This window comes from Mesorhizobium sp. SEMIA396 (assembly GCF_024518615.1).
Classification (GTDB): Bacteria; Pseudomonadota; Alphaproteobacteria; order Rhizobiales; family Rhizobiaceae; genus Mesorhizobium.
This window is the reverse complement of record NZ_JANIFC010000001.1, coordinates 718,050-731,325: the sequence shown is the minus strand read 5'-3', so window position 1 is coordinate 731,325 and position 13,276 is coordinate 718,050. Positions and strand designations below refer to the sequence as shown.

Here is a 13,276-nt window from a genome sequence, read left to right as displayed (position 1 = left end):
CTTCTTCACTTCGCTCTCGTCTCTTTCAGCAGGGCCGACATGTCGGCGCCGGTGATGATGCTTTCCACGGTCAGAAGATCGGTATCGGCAACCGTCTGCTCGGCGACGATCTCGCCGCGGCGCATGACGATGATGCGGTCGGCGACCTGGAACACGTGATGGATGTTGTGGGTGATCAAGAGCACCGAATGGCCGGCGTCACGCACCTCCTTGACGAAGCGCAGCACGCCATGGGTTTCCTCGACGCCGAGATTGTTGGTTGGTTCGTCGAGGATGATGACCTTGGCGGCGAACTGCATGGCGCGAGAAATCGCAATCGACTGCCGCTCGCCACCCGACAGCGTCGAGACCAGCGCATCGGCGTCGAGTTTTTTCGAGATGCCGACGCGCTTCAACAGCGCCGACGCCGCATCGCGCAATTTGGCGAAATCGAGCGGCGCGAACACGCCCAGCCATTTCAGCTTGACCGGTTCGCGCCCAAGGAAAAGATTGCGCGCAATGCTGAGATCCGGCGCCAGAGACGTATCCTGGTGGATGGTCTCGATGCCGAGGTCCATGGCATCGCGCGTCGAGCGGATCGAGACCTTCTCGCCGCGCACATAGATGTCGCCACGGTCGATCGGAAACACACCGGAAATCGCCTTGATCAGCGTCGATTTGCCGGCGCCATTGTCTCCGAGCAAGGCCACCACCTCACCCTCCTTGAGAGCAAAGGACGCATTCTTCAGCGCCCGAACGCTGCCGAAGGATTTTTGCAGATTCTGCAGCCGGAGAACTTCCATCGTCAGCCCCTTGCGGCGTTCTTCTGCAGCAAAGCGTGCAGGATGAGCATGGCGAGGATGATGAGGCCGACGAAGATGTTGTAGGCGAGGCCCGGCACGCCGATCAGCACGATGCCGTTGCGGATCGCGCGCAGCATCAGCGCGCCGACGATGGTGCCGAGGATCGTGCCGCGTCCGCCGGTCAGCGCCGTGCCGCCGACCACCACCATGGCGATCACTTCGAGCTCATAGCCGGTGCCGGCCACCGGTGAGGCGGCCGAGATGCGGAAGGCGCTGATCATGCCGGCCAGTCCCGCAAGGACCGAAGTCAGGATGAACAGCCACACCTTGACGGCGTCCGCCGGCACGCCGCGCGCCACCGCCGCGTTCCGGTTGGAGCCGATGGCGCTGATCCAGTTGCCGAGCTTGGCATAGCGCAGCACGTAGATCGCCAGCAGCGAGAGACCGATGAACCACCACAGCGAGGTGTAGAACCGGAACGACCCGACATTGAAGCTGCCGGCCAGCAGCGTGACGAAAAAGCCTGGCTGGTCCCAGGATTTCAGCGGAAAGCCCTGCGTGATGTAGAGCGCCGCCCCGCGCACCACGAGCAGCATGGACAGCGTGACCAGGAAGGACGAAATGCCGATCTTGGTGACGATCAGCCCGTTGATGGCGCCGATGGCGATGCACAGCAGAAGCCCGGCCAGAAGCGCGATGCCGATATCGACGCCTCCGTTCTGCACCAGAAGCATGACGACGACCGGCGCCAGCCCGAACACGGCACCAACCGACAGGTCGAATTCGCCCGCCGTCAGAAGCAGCGTCATGCCGAGCGCGATAATGCCGAGCTCGGGGAGGAACGCCATCATGTTGGAGATGTTGAGCGGCGACAGGAAATTGGCATCGGCGATGGCGAACACCGCGAGCAGGACAATGAGGATGACGAGCGAGGAGAATTGCGGCGAGCGCATAAGGCTCGATCTACGTTTCCCGACAGGCATTTCGTCTTCTGCGGCGATCATCATGACTGCTTGAACCATGCTTTGAAATGGTGCCCGCGGCCTGCGCCGCGGGCACCGGTTTTCACTTCGTGTCGTAGAGTTTCAGGATCGGTTCGACGCTCGAGGCGTCGTAGAGGCTGAAAGTATGGATGTCGTAGCCGATCGGTTCGCCCGACGCGGCGAGCCCGAGCAGCGCCACCGGCATGAAGCCTTGCGCAGACGGAAACTGCCAGGCGGCCGCGTTGACGAAGCCGGACTTCACGGCTTCCGCGGTTTCCTTCGAATTGCCCCAGCCGACGACCGGGATCTTGCCGGCCGGCACACCGGCGCCGTCGAACACCCGCTTGACGCTGGCCGCGACGGAATCGCCGAGCGCGATGATCGCCGGCGGATTGTTGGCCACCATATAGTCGGTCATCTTGGCAATGATGCCGGCCGGGTCGGTGCCGCAATCGACCACATCATATTTGATCCCCAACGGATCGAAGACGCTGGCGATGCCTTCGGTCTCCAGCTGCTGATAGCTGGCGCCAGGCACTTCCACCGGCAGGAACACCTTGTCGCCCTGCTTCACCATCTTGTGGTCGACAAGATACTTGGCCCAGATGACCCCCGCCTCCTTGAGATCGGCGCCGACATAGGCCTGCCGTCCGGTCGCCGGATCGTCTGTGTTGAAGAACACGATCGGGATCCCGGCCGCCTTGGCAGCCTTCACTTCCTCGGTCCACAGGCCCGGCTGGGCCGAGGTGGTGGCGATGCCGTCGGGCTTGGCCGCAAGCGCGGAATTGAAGGCCTCCTTCTGCGCCGCCATGTCGCCGCCGCTGAAGGAGATCTTGCAGGTCACCTTGAGCTGGTCGCAGGCTTTGGTCGCGCCGGCATTCCAGTCCAGCCAGAACGCATCCGACGGACCGCCATGCGACAGCAGATAGAACGTCTTCTGGCCATCCTGCGCCATTGCCGGCGAGGCAAATGCGATGCCCGCGAACACAGTCGCGGCCGCTGCCAGTTTCAATCCGAATTTCAACACTGCAATTCCTCCCTTGTTGTTGCTTCCAAGCCGGATGCACCGCCGGCAAAGGGCGACGCACAGCTGGTCAGAGACCGTTGGCGCGGAACTTGTCGTCGAGAAATTTCTTGGCCCTCGGCACGTCGTCTTCCGAAAGGTGTTCGATGATCACCGGGATGTTCGGGTTCTTCTGCGACAGGCGCTGCAGATAGAGGTCGTAGTTCAGCGAGCCGGTGCCCGGCGCGTTGAGGACCATCTCGCCAACGCCGCGGAAGGTGTGCGAGGCCAGCGCGTCGTCATCGCCGATGTCCGCATGCTTCTCGCTCTTGTCGTCGCCGGCTCGTGCGACATCCTTGGCATGCGCGATCTTGACCTTGTCGGCCAACGTGTCGAACACCTGGTTCAGCACCTTGTCCATCTGGTCGATGTTGTGGCTTTCGAAGTAGTTGGTCGGATCCATCAGCAGGCCGAGGCCCGGATGGTCGACCTGCGCGAACATCCTCACCGTTTCCTCGACCGAGCCGACGACATTGTTGACGTAGGTTTCGAGCAGGAACATTGAGCCGTGGTCATAGGCTTCCTGCGCCAGTTCGGAGATCGCCTTGCGGCACATCTCAAAACCCTCTTCGGACTTGTTCTTGGGATCGCTCATCCACTCGCTCTCGGTGTTGTAGGTACCGGTCTCCGAGATCACGTAAGGACTGCCGAGCTGGCGGGCGTTGCGGATGATTTCCTTCAGCCGATCGACATTCGCCTTGCGGTGCGCGAGGTCGGGATGAATGACATTGGTGTAGCCCGAGATGCAGCAGATCGGCAGGTCGTGGGCACGGAACGTGTCGCGAACCTTCTTGGCCTTATCCTTGGTGATCTGGCCGGCCGACAGGTCGATATCCTTGAAATGAAGGTCGAGCTGCACGGTGTTGAAACCGTGGCCACGGATCTTCTTCGCCGACTCTTCGAGGCCGTACGGGAAATAGCCCGTGAAAATACCTGCCTGCATCATAGTGTGAATTCCTCCCTGTAAGCGATTCAGTTGTCTGGTGTTTCAGTTGCGGTGATCAGGTAGCGATTTCGGAAAGCTTGACCGTGCGGCCCTCGTCGATCGAGCGATAACCCGCCTCGACCAGCGCCATGGTCTTGACGTTGTCGGCGACCGACAGCGCCGGCGGTGTGCCGGTCTTCACCGCGTGCTGGAGCTGCTCCATCACCCCGATAAAGGCATGCGGGAACCACATCGTGTCCCAGCTCGGACTGACCCACTCGCCTCCGGTCGTCTCGGTCGAGGCATAGGTCAGCGTCGAGGCAGCGCCCGTCGGCCAGCCAATGGTGCCCTTCGCGACCCCCTTGCTGCCGTCGACGCGCCAGTTGATGTGCTGGTCGTCCTTGTAGCCATCCTGACGCGGACCGGACCAGACATCCTCCAGCGACACGGCAAGCACACCGGACGGGAAGCGCAGCGTCGACACGGTGATGCCGTCGGAATGGTCGAATGTCGTGCGCGGATCCTTGCGTGTCAGCGTGGTGATCTCGTCGGGATCGCCGAACAGAAAGCGCAGCACGTCGAGATGATGCACGCTCATATTGGCGAGCGTCAGCCGGTCATAATCCTCGAGGAAGCTCTGCCAGTGCGGGATGGCGTGCATGTCGATCTGCGCGAAGACGATGTCGCCCAGCGCGCCGCTGTCGATGATCTGCTTCAAGACGCGCATCGACTGGTCGTAGCGCATGTTCTGGTTGACCGAGAGGATCTTGCCGGCCTTGGCCGCCTCGTCACGCAGCTTGACCGCTTCCTCGACCGACAAGGCCAACGGCTTCTGCGCCAGGATCGCCTTGATGTGCTTCTGCTTCAGCGCGTGACGGATCAGCGCCGGCTGCAGGTCGGGCGGGAAAGCAAGGTCGATGATCTCGACATTTTCGTCCTCGATCAGTTTTTCCGGTGTGTCGTGGACGGTCGGAATGCCCCAGCGCGTCGCCACCTTCTCGGCGCTGGTCCTGGTGCGCGAGGCGATTGCCACCACCGGGAACCCAGCTTCCTTGTAGGCGGCCAGATGGCACTCGGCCATGATCATGCCTGCGCCGACGCAGCCGATCTTGTATTCCTTCGTGCGGACCTTCACGTCCGGCTCGAAGCCCTTGTTTGCCATCTCTTCCTCCCGAAACTCATTCCTTGCGGCTGTCATCGTGCCAACGCTCCGCCGCTCTGTTCGAAATAATGCACTCTGGCCGGCTCGCAGGATATCGCCACCATGGCATCCGGCCGGATGTCGGGCTGACCGCGCAGCAATGCCTTCAGCCGCGCCTGCCCGGCAGCGAGCGTCACCACGGTGTAGCCGCCAAGCGGCTCGACCTCGAACACTCGCGCCGGGCGGCCCGGGCCCCCGTCCGCCCACGGTCTAACCTTGATGTCTTCCGGCCTCAGCCCGATCTCCACGGCGTCGGCGGGCGCTGTCTTGTCGTCGATGCGAATCGTGCCTTCAGCCGCTTCGACACCGCCCTCGCCGCGCGCCGATCTGAGGATGTTCATCATCGGCGAACCAAGCAGCCTTGCCACATAGGTGCTGGCCGGGCGGTCGTAGATCTCTGCCGGCGTACCGATCTGCCTGATCTTGCCGTCCTCCAGGATGGCGATGCGATCGGCGACCGACATCGCCTCTTCCTGGTCATGCGTGACGTAGATCAGCGTCTTGCCGAGTTCGCGCTGGATGCGCTTCAGCTCGACGCGCGTTTCCTCGCGCAGCCTGGCGTCGAGCGCCGAGATCGGATCGTCCATCAGATAGGCATTGGGATCGCGCACCAGAGCCCGCGCGATCGCCACGCGCTGCCGCTCCCCGCCCGAAAGCTGTCCCGGCGGCTTGTGCAGGATATGGCCGATATGCAGCTTCGCCGCGACGTCGGTGACCCGCCGCTTGATCTCGGTCTCGGCGACCCGGCGTTCGACAAGGGGAAAGCGGACATTTTCGAGCGCGCTCATATGCGGAAACAGCGCCAGGTTCTGGAACACCATCGCCACGTTGCGCTCGGCCGGCGACATCGCGTTGACCGGCCTGCCTCCGATCAGGATTTCGCCGGTGTCAGGTGTCTCCAGCCCGAGCACCAGGCGCAGGATCGTCGACTTGCCCGACAGCGGCGGTCCGAAGAAGCAGAAGAACTCATTGTCGTTGACGGTGAACGAGGCGTCGTCGACGGCAAGTGTGTTGCCGTAGCGTTTGGTCACGTTGCGAAAGACGATATCGGCCATGGCTCAGGTCGCTCCACGGATCAGTGACAGGTAGCGAACGCCGGCGCCGCCCCTCATCCGCCTGCCGGCACCTTCTCCCCGTATAGGGACGGGGAGAAGGGAGAAGCTCCAACGATGACGCCCCCCTCTCCCCGTCTCTACACGGGGAGAGGGTAAGGGTGAGGGGCGGCGCCAACTTGCGAAAATTTGCCGGACCAACATCTCAGCCTCCCACCCTCATGGCGCGGCCGGTGGCAGCGTCGAAGACGCGCACCGACGACGTAGTGGGGGCGATGACAGCGGTGTCGCCGATAGTCAGTCCGACATCATTGTCGAACACCGTTTTCACAGCCGCCTCGCCCTGGCCGAGATGAACGATGGTGCGCGCACCGATCCGTTCGACAAAGGTCACCGGCATTGCGAGGCCCTGCCCATTCTGCACCAACGTCGCCTGTTCAGGCCGGAATCCGTAAAGCACCTCGCCGCGCGCACCACGCATGGCCGCTGCGAGTTCGCCCGGCAGCGGCGGCGTGACGCCCAGCGGTCCGAGATCGACGACCAGTCCGCGGTCGCTCTCCGCTGGCCTGCCTTTGAGCAGGTTCATGCCCGGCGCACCGATAAAGCGGGCGACGAAGACATTGGCCGGATCGTTGTAGACCTCGAGCGGCGTGCCGACCTGCTGCAGCACGCCATGATCCATGACCGCGATGCGGTCGGCCATGGTCATCGCCTCAAGCTGATCGTGGGTGACATAGACCATGGTCTGGCGGAACTGCCGCTGCAGCTGCTTCAGTTCGGTGCGCATGACGGCCCGGAAAGCGGCGTCGACATTGGACAGCGGCTCGTCGAGCAGGAAGATCGCCGGCTCCATGATCGCCGAGCGGCCGATCGCCACCCGCTGCAAGATGTTGACCGACAGCCTGTCGGCCTTGCGGTCGAGCAGCGGCGTCAGCTGCAGCATCTCAGCGATAGCGCCGACACGGCGGTCGATCTCGGCTTTGGCAGCCCCTCGCATTTTTGGTCCATAGGCAAGGTTCTGGCGCACCGTCATATGCGTGAAGATGGCGTAGTTCTGGAAGACGAAGCCGACGCCGCGCCGGCCCATCGGCACGCCGGCCATGTCGCGCTCGCCAAACAGGATCTTGCCGCCGGTCGGCTCTTCCATGCCGGCGATCATGTTCATCGTCGTCGACTTGCCGCAGCCCGACGGGCCGAGCAGCGCCATGAACTCGCCGTCTGATATTGCCAGGTCCATGGTCTTGAGCGCGGTAAAGTCGCCGAATTTCTTGACCAGGTTCTGCAAGTGGATCGCGCTCATGCCGTTACCTCGCGTGCCCGCGCCATGCGCTTCATGGCAAACACCGCGACGATCGACAGCACGACCAGAATGGCCAGCGCGATCGCCGCCACATAGCCCCAGATCAAATCCTGAGTGGTGAGCTTGTAGATGTAGACCGAGATGGTTTCGGTGGCGACGCCTGGACCGCCGCCGGTCATGATGTAGAGCGTGTCGAAGATCTTGAAGTTCTCGATCACCCGGATCGCCAGCGCGATGATGATGATCGTCTTCATCTTCGGCAGCACGATGGTGACGAAGCGCTGCCAGGGATTGGCGCCGAGCAGCGTCGCCGCCTTGATCTGATCCTCCGGCACGCCGACCAGACCGGCAAGCAGGATGAGGAACATCAGCGGCGTCCACTGCCAGATGTCGGCGACCATCACCGCGATCAGCGCCAGAGTCGGATCCGACAGCCAGGCGATGGTGACGGGAGATCCGGTGAGCGCCGACAAGATGTCGTTCACCGGCCCTCTCGACTGGAACAGCATGAAGAACATGTAGCCGGCCACCGCCGGCACCACCATCATCGGCATCAGCAGGATCGAATAGAAGGCGCGCTTGCCCGGGAAATCGTCGGCAAACAGCGTCGCCAGCGCCAGCCCAAGCAGGAATTCCGCCGGCACGCAGACGATCATGACGATGGCCGTACGCTTCAGCGCGCTCCAGAAGCGCGCGTCGGCGGCGAGATCGGTGTAGTTGGCAAAGCTGTTCCACATCGACCAGGCGTTCCACCAGCCGGTGCCCGACAGCGGCGACCAGTCAGTGACGCTGATGTAGAGCTGCATCAACAGCGGGAAGGCCGAGATGAACAGCACCAGGATCTGCGCAGGCAATGTCAGGCGAAAACCCAGCCTTGCGCCCTCATCGCGCGAAACCGGCTTTGCTCCGACGGCTGTCATCTCATCCTTGGACGTCATGGCAGTCACCGCGCTCATTGCTTGAGCGCCCCGAACGTCAACCCGCGCACCAGATGGCGTTGGATGGCGATGCCCATGATGACCGGCGGCACGGCCGCGATCAGGCCAAGCGCCGCCTTGGCGCCATAGAGCTGCCCGGTCATCGAGGAGGATAGCGAGGCCATGTAGACCGGGATGGTCACCCATTCGCGCGTCGTCAGAAGCAGCGCGATCAGATAGTCTGACCAGTTGAGGATGAAGACGAAGAGCGCGGCACTGGCGAGCGGCGCGCGCATCATCGGCAGCGTGATGCGGGTGAAGACGCGCAGCCGCGAACAGCCTTCGACAAGCGCTGCCTCCTCGATCTCGCGCGGCATGTCGTCGAAGAAGGTCTTCATCAGCCAGAAGGCGAACGGCAAGGTGACGATGCCGTAGATCAGCGCCAGGCCCCACCAGCTGTCGGTGAAGTTGAGGAAAGCCCACATGATCATCACCGGGATCATGACCGCCATCGGCGGAAAGATCCTGAGCTGGATCAGCGCCAGCGGCAGGTTCTGGCCGGAGCCGAAACGCGACAGCCCATAAGCCGCGGCAGTGCCCGCCGACATGGCGATCACCGTGCCGAAAACCGCCGACAGCAGCGATGCGAGGATCGGCTTCAGCGCGTTACGGTCGAGCGCGACGATCAAATTGTTGGTCGACTCGCCGAACACGAAACGGAAATTGCTGAGCGTCGGGTTCTTCGGCCACCAGGTCAGTTCGGCGCCGGTCGCCGACCATTCGGCGATCGGCTTGAACGCCATCGATACCATCCACAGGATCGGCACCAGCGTCACCGCCATGGCCGCGAAGATCGCGGCATAGCGGAATATCAGGAAAGGAACGGAACGCTTCATCTGGCGGCTTTGCTGGTGGCGTTGTGGGCGGAGGGGAGAAGTAGGCTCCTCCCCTCCTTCGATATGATCCAGGGAGAAGGATCAGACGATTGGATCGAGAACTGTCGGCCAGGCCTCCTTGTTGGTCTTGATGGCTTCGAGCAGTTTGTCCTCGCCGGTGCGCCGGGCGATCTTCTTCCACTCTGCCTCGGTGTCGGCCATCGCCTGCTCCGATGTCTTGGCCTTGGTCAGCGCCGCCATCAGGTTCTCGTCGAGCGCATTGTGGAAGGCTGTCGCGCCGGGATAGTTGATGGTCGGCACGGTGCGGGCGACCGTCTCGCGCACGACGTCCATGTGGTAGGCATGATAGGTCTGGCGCACCAGCGGATCGGAGAAGTCCGAAAGCCGGAACGGGTCCAGATAACCGCCGGGGTTGGCACTCATCCAGGCATAGATGCGGGCCGAGCCCAGCCATTGCAGCAGGAGGTAGGCGACCTCCTGGTTCTTCGACTGTGACGAGATCATGCCGGTCAGCGAAAACCACAGCACGGAACGGCTGATCAGCTTGCCGCCGATCTCGCGGCCGGGCGGCAGCATCGAGCCGATCTTGCCGGTGACGGCTGAATCCTTGTTGCCGGCATTGTCGAGGAATTTCGGCAGGTTGGAGAAGGCGCAGGTCATCGCCGCACCACCCTTGGCGAAGTTGCCGTATTGCTCCGGCCAACCCCAGGAGATCGCATCCGGCGAATGATGCGCGAGCGAAGCAACATATTCGTTGGTGGCGGCGATGCCTTGCTCGGAATTGATCATCGGCTTGCCGTCATCGCCAAACAGGAACTGGTTGGGCGAAGCCATCGAGACATAGCGCTGGTACCAGTTCGTGTAGCCCCAGCCCTGGTTGCGCAGGTCGGTCGAGCCGAACAGGCCCTTGTCCGGTCGCTGGAAGAAGGCGGCGATGTCGCCATGCTGCTTCCAGGTCTTCGGCGGCGCCAGATCGTAGCCGTATTTGTCCTTGAAGGCCTTCTTCTCGGCTTCGTCGCCGAACAGGTCGGTGCGGTAGACCCAAGTCTGGAAGTCGCCGTCCAGCGACACGCCATAGTTCGAGCCGCGGTATTTGTTGAGCAGCGACACGCCCTTGGCGCCGTTGACATAGCCGCTGACGGGATCGTCCCATTCAGGCTTATGCTGCGCGACAAAGTCGTCGAGCTTGGCGATGCCGCCGGTTTCGGCGAGGTCGCCGAGGCGGTTCCATTCGGTCGAGTAGATGTCGTAGGCCCCACCCTTGGTGGAGATGTCCTGCATCGTCTTGGTGAATTCCTGGCCGTTCGGCAGACCGACGATTTCGATCGCGATGCCGGTTTCCTTTTCCCACAGCTCCTTGATCGACGGCGCACCGGCCGGGAACGGCTGCGTGAGCTGGCCGATCGAGCCGTCGGACAGGCCGAGCACGATCTTGGTCGGCGCCTTGCCGGCGCCCTTCAGCGCCTTCGCCGCCTCGATGGCGCGGCCTTCCGGCGTATCGGCGCCATACTGGTAGCGCTCGGCCCCTTCGAAGCCCGTCGGGCCGCCGATCATGCCTGGCGCCAGCGCGTCGGCCGCATAGGCACGGCCGGGACGAATGAATTGGGGTGCGATACCAGCAGCGGCCATCATGACGGCCGCCTTTCCTCCAGATGCCAGCAGCCGGCGCCGCGAGATGCGGATCAAGTCAGACATTGAAACTCCTCCCTCAGGGCCACGTTTCCTCCACGACCCTTATGAGGGATATTGACGACAGCATGGCAAGGCTGTCAACATCATAAATAATCAAAACACATCATAACATCGCAATAGGGCAAGGAAAATGCACAAAAACGGGATCCATCCGTCAAGCCGGATGCCTCAATTTGAGGGCACCCGACCCTTCCCGGCCCTGCGCAGCCCTGCCGGACCATTTGATTTAGCCCGGCGGCTTGCACATCGGCCAAGGGCGGATACATCATTTCCCATCAGAATCGCCGATGACGCGGAAGCCGTCACCAGCCGATCCGACGCATGCAGGAGATGAAAGACGGTGCGTTCCACCCTGACTGACATAGCCCGGGAGGCCGGCGTCTCGGCCGCCACCGTCGACCGCGTGCTCAACAACCGGCCCGGCGTACGGGCGCGCACGCGGGAAATCGTGCTCGAAATGGCGCAGCGCCTCGGCTACATCGCCGAAGGCCCGAACGGCACGCCGCCACGGCCCTCGCCCGGCGAGGTCATCCGGCTCGACTTCGCCCTGCCGGCCGGCACCAATTCCTTCATCAAGATGCTGCACCGCCACATCGAGGCACAGGCTCTGGCGCGGCCCGACCTCGATGTTCGTATCGCCACCATAGAGGGCTTCAATCCTGACCGGCTCGCTCGCCTGCTGCAGGATCTGCGCGGACAGACGCAAGGCGTCGGCGTCATCGCACTCGACCATCCGACGGTGCGCGAAGCGATCCGCTCCCTGTCGGCCAACGACATCAAGGTGGTGACCATCGCTTCCGACATCCTGCATGTGCCCAGGGTCGCGTATATCGGCATCGACAACCGCGCCGCCGGGCGGCTGGCCGGCTATCTGCTCAACCGCTTCATGGGATCGGGGCGTCCGGGCAAGGTGGCGCTGTTCGCAGGTTCGCTGTCCTATCGCGGCCACGAAGAACGCGAGATGGGGTTCCGCCACGTGCTGACCGAGGAATCACCCAATCTGCAGATCGTCGAAATGCGCGAAATGCTCGACGATCGCGAGAAGGCCTATTCGGAGGCATCGGCCCTGCTGGAGCGGCACCCCGACCTTGCCGCGATCTACAATGTCGGCGCCGGCAACACCGGCATCGCCCGCGCGCTCAAGGAGCGCGACCGCGCCCAGTCCATGGTCTTCCTCGGCCACGAAGTGACGGACGGGACCAAGGACCTTCTGCTCGACGGCACGCTCGACGCTGTCATCGACCAGAACCCGCGCGTCGAGGCCCGCGAAGCGCTCAACACCCTGATCCATGCGGTCCGGGGACTGCCCTATGAACTGCACCAACCAAGGCTGCAGGTGATCTTCAAGGAGAACATCCCGGAGATTTGACCTGTACGAGGCGGCGCCGCAAAGCGCCCGCCCGCTCGATGCTTCTAGTCTATTGGACGGCAGCGACTTCAGCCGCGGCGCCATCGACAAAGCTCTTGTCGACCCATTTGCCATAGTCGATCGAGCCCTTCAGCAGCCCGGCGCTGGCCATGAATTTCTCCTCGCCTTGCAAGGCGGCGATCGCGCCGTCCGTGAGTTTCGGATCCTGATGGAACACCCCGTCGGCATAGGTCTTGCGGACGGATTTTTCCGACGACTTGGTGGCCTCGACAAAGGTCTTGATCGTCTGGTCCGGATGGGCATCGGCCCAACGCGAAATCTCGATATCGACCTTCAGCAGCCGCTTGACCAGATCGGGATATTTCGCCGCGAAGGCGCCGTTGACCGAGATGACGTTGGGCACGTTCCATTCCGGATGAGTGCTGGTGTCGAACAGGACGCGCGCCTCGCCGGTGTCGACCAGCTTGGCCGCCGTCGAATCGGTCTCGACAATGGCGTCGATATCGCCGCGCAGCAACGCCGGGCCGGATGCCTCGAACGGCAGGTTCAGACCTTCGACGTCATTGGTGGTCAGGCCGACGCTGTTCAGCGCCTTGCTGAAGTTCGAATGCCGCACCGTGCCGGTGAGATAGGCGACCTTCTTGCCCCTGAGATCCTGCAGCGTCTTCAGCGGCGAGCCGGTCTTGACGACGATGTAGGAACCGCCGGCCTTCACATAGCTCGACAGGCCGATCAGCTTGACGTCGGCGCCGGACGCAGCAACCCGCAGCGCCGGATTGTTGCCGGTATAGGTGAATTCGATCGCACCGGTGGCCAGCGCGGTCGTCGCCTCCGAACCGCCATTGAAAGTCACCAGTTCGACCTTGATGCCGTCCTTGGCGAACTCCTTCTCCCACCAGCCGTCCTTCTGGGCGAGGATGAATTTGAGATGCCCCGGCGCGGTACTGCCGATGCGGATAATTTCAGGCTTGTCCTGCGCGAAGGCAGGCATGCCACCAAGGCCGATGACGACGCCAATAGCGCCCTTCAGCAGCAGCCGGCGAAGTGCGTCGAATGGAATGTTGGGCATGGGAAAAATCCTTCCTGGTTGGAATGA

12 protein-coding genes are annotated in these 13,276 nt (G+C 62.8%); 1 reads left to right on the top strand and 11 read right to left on the bottom strand.

The features are described from left to right. Nucleotides 1-5: 5 nt before the first annotated feature. The 10 genes from NP503_RS03685 to NP503_RS03640 form a co-directional block, all read right to left on the bottom strand. Nucleotides 6-788 (bottom strand): ATP-binding cassette domain-containing protein, encoded by a 783-nt coding sequence (locus NP503_RS03685; RefSeq protein WP_024501560.1) that lies wholly within the window; start codon nucleotides 786-788, stop codon nucleotides 6-8. Continuing rightward, nucleotides 785-1,786, bottom strand: coding sequence for an ABC transporter permease (locus tag NP503_RS03680; protein WP_127267579.1), 1,002 nt, complete (start codon nucleotides 1,784-1,786; stop codon nucleotides 785-787). Before NP503_RS03680 ends, NP503_RS03685 begins: the two co-directional genes overlap by 4 nt. A gap of 61 nt (nucleotides 1,787-1,847) precedes the next feature. Then, entirely contained in the window at nucleotides 1,848-2,792 is a 945-nt protein-coding gene (locus NP503_RS03675; RefSeq protein WP_127267574.1) for a substrate-binding domain-containing protein, read from the bottom strand. A 67-nt stretch (nucleotides 2,793-2,859) separates the two neighbouring features. After that, the gene (locus NP503_RS03670) at nucleotides 2,860-3,774 is read right to left on the bottom strand and encodes a sugar phosphate isomerase/epimerase (protein ID WP_127267575.1); all 915 of its coding nucleotides are present in this window, start codon (nucleotides 3,772-3,774) and stop codon (nucleotides 2,860-2,862) included. A gap of 55 nt (nucleotides 3,775-3,829) precedes the next feature. Beyond that, a complete protein-coding gene (locus NP503_RS03665; protein WP_127267576.1) occupies nucleotides 3,830-4,915 on the bottom strand; it encodes a Gfo/Idh/MocA family protein in 1,086 nt (361 codons plus the stop codon). 32 nt (nucleotides 4,916-4,947) lie between these two features. Beyond that, nucleotides 4,948-6,009: an ABC transporter ATP-binding protein gene (locus tag NP503_RS03660; protein ID WP_127267577.1), complete on the bottom strand. Its 1,062-nt coding sequence runs from the start codon at nucleotides 6,007-6,009 to the stop codon at nucleotides 4,948-4,950. 202 nt (nucleotides 6,010-6,211) lie between these two features. After that, entirely contained in the window at nucleotides 6,212-7,306 is a 1,095-nt protein-coding gene (locus NP503_RS03655; protein WP_127267578.1) for an ABC transporter ATP-binding protein, read from the bottom strand. Beyond that, entirely contained in the window at nucleotides 7,303-8,262 is a 960-nt protein-coding gene (locus tag NP503_RS03650; protein WP_127270896.1) for a carbohydrate ABC transporter permease, read from the bottom strand. The genes NP503_RS03655 and NP503_RS03650 overlap by 4 nt, the downstream gene beginning before the upstream one ends. After that, nucleotides 8,259-9,119, bottom strand: coding sequence for a carbohydrate ABC transporter permease (locus NP503_RS03645; protein WP_127269508.1), 861 nt, complete (start codon nucleotides 9,117-9,119; stop codon nucleotides 8,259-8,261). Before NP503_RS03645 ends, NP503_RS03650 begins: the two co-directional genes overlap by 4 nt. 81 nt (nucleotides 9,120-9,200) lie before the next feature. Next, complete coding sequence (locus tag NP503_RS03640; protein WP_127269507.1) at nucleotides 9,201-10,814, bottom strand: extracellular solute-binding protein; 1,614 nt, start codon at nucleotides 10,812-10,814, stop codon at nucleotides 9,201-9,203. A gap of 337 nt (nucleotides 10,815-11,151) precedes the next feature. On the opposite strand from NP503_RS03640, the gene NP503_RS03635 reads away from it, so the two are divergent. Continuing rightward, nucleotides 11,152-12,180, top strand: a complete 1,029-nt coding sequence (locus tag NP503_RS03635) for a LacI family DNA-binding transcriptional regulator (RefSeq protein ID WP_127269506.1) — start codon at nucleotides 11,152-11,154, stop codon at nucleotides 12,178-12,180. A gap of 49 nt (nucleotides 12,181-12,229) precedes the next feature. On the opposite strand, the gene NP503_RS03630 is transcribed toward NP503_RS03635, so the two are convergent. Beyond that, the gene (locus NP503_RS03630; RefSeq protein ID WP_127270899.1) at nucleotides 12,230-13,249 is read right to left on the bottom strand and encodes an aliphatic sulfonate ABC transporter substrate-binding protein; all 1,020 of its coding nucleotides are present in this window, start codon (nucleotides 13,247-13,249) and stop codon (nucleotides 12,230-12,232) included. Nucleotides 13,250-13,276: the final 27 nt, after the last annotated feature.

Bases quoted from the DNA above. Each gene is read 5' to 3' on its own strand.
- NP503_RS03660 (WP_127267577.1), bottom strand. From the start codon at position 6,009: ATGGCCGATATCGTCTTTCGCAACGTGACCAAACGCTACGGCAACACA.
- NP503_RS03670 (WP_127267575.1), bottom strand. From the start codon at position 3,774: ATGATGCAGGCAGGTATTTTCACGGGCTATTTCCCGTACGGCCTCGAA.
- NP503_RS03650 (WP_127270896.1), bottom strand. From the start codon at position 8,262: ATGAGCGCGGTGACTGCCATGACGTCCAAGGATGAGATGACAGCCGTC.
- NP503_RS03640 (WP_127269507.1), bottom strand. From the start codon at position 10,814: ATGTCTGACTTGATCCGCATCTCGCGGCGCCGGCTGCTGGCATCTGGA.
- NP503_RS03655 (WP_127267578.1), bottom strand. From the start codon at position 7,306: ATGAGCGCGATCCACTTGCAGAACCTGGTCAAGAAATTCGGCGACTTT.
- NP503_RS03665 (WP_127267576.1), bottom strand. From the start codon at position 4,915: ATGGCAAACAAGGGCTTCGAGCCGGACGTGAAGGTCCGCACGAAGGAA.
- NP503_RS03630 (WP_127270899.1), bottom strand. From the start codon at position 13,249: ATGCCCAACATTCCATTCGACGCACTTCGCCGGCTGCTGCTGAAGGGC.
- NP503_RS03680 (WP_127267579.1), bottom strand. From the start codon at position 1,786: ATGATCGCCGCAGAAGACGAAATGCCTGTCGGGAAACGTAGATCGAGC.
- NP503_RS03645 (WP_127269508.1), bottom strand. From the start codon at position 9,119: ATGAAGCGTTCCGTTCCTTTCCTGATATTCCGCTATGCCGCGATCTTC.